1 protein-coding gene is annotated in these 596 nt (G+C 69.8%); it reads left to right on the forward strand.

The window, feature by feature from the left end:
• A partial coding sequence (locus tag QSK52_RS39125; protein WP_285741043.1) for an acyl-CoA dehydrogenase family protein occupies positions 1–596 on the forward strand: 596 nt, incomplete at both ends.

The following is a 596-nucleotide window of genomic DNA, read 5'->3' on the forward strand; positions in this document are numbered from 1 at the left end:
GCGTCGTCGTCGTTGATCCCGGCGGTGAACAAGCTGGGGTCGTTGCCGGTGCAGTTGGCGGGGTCGCAGGAGTTGAAGGAGAAGTACCTGGGGGCGCTGGCGCGGGGGGAGGGGATGTTCTCGTACTGCCTGTCGGAGCCGGAGGCGGGTTCGGACGCGGCGGGGATGCGCACGCGGGCGGTGCGCGACGGGGACTTCTGGGTGCTGGACGGGGTGAAGCGGTGGATCACCAACGCGGGGGTGTCGGAGTTCTACACGGTGATGGCGGTGACCGATCCGGACAAGCGCTCGAAGGGGATCTCGGCGTTCGTGGTGGAGAAGGGCGACGAGGGGGTGTCGTTCGGTGCGCCGGAGAAGAAGCTGGGGATCAAGGGGTCGCCGACGCGGGAGGTGTACTTCGACGGGGTGCGGATCCCGGCGGAGCGGATGATCGGTGCGGAGGGGACGGGTTTCGCGACGGCGATGCGCACGCTGGACCACACCCGGGTGACGATCGCGGCGCAGGCGCTGGGCATCGCGCAGGGGGCGCTGGACTACGCGAAGGGGTACGTGAAGGAGCGCCGGCAGTTCGGCCGGCCGGTCGGTGACTTCCAGGG

It is taken from the genome of Kitasatospora phosalacinea (assembly GCF_030268885.1).
Classification (GTDB): domain Bacteria; phylum Actinomycetota; class Actinomycetes; order Streptomycetales; family Streptomycetaceae; genus Kitasatospora; species Kitasatospora phosalacinea_C.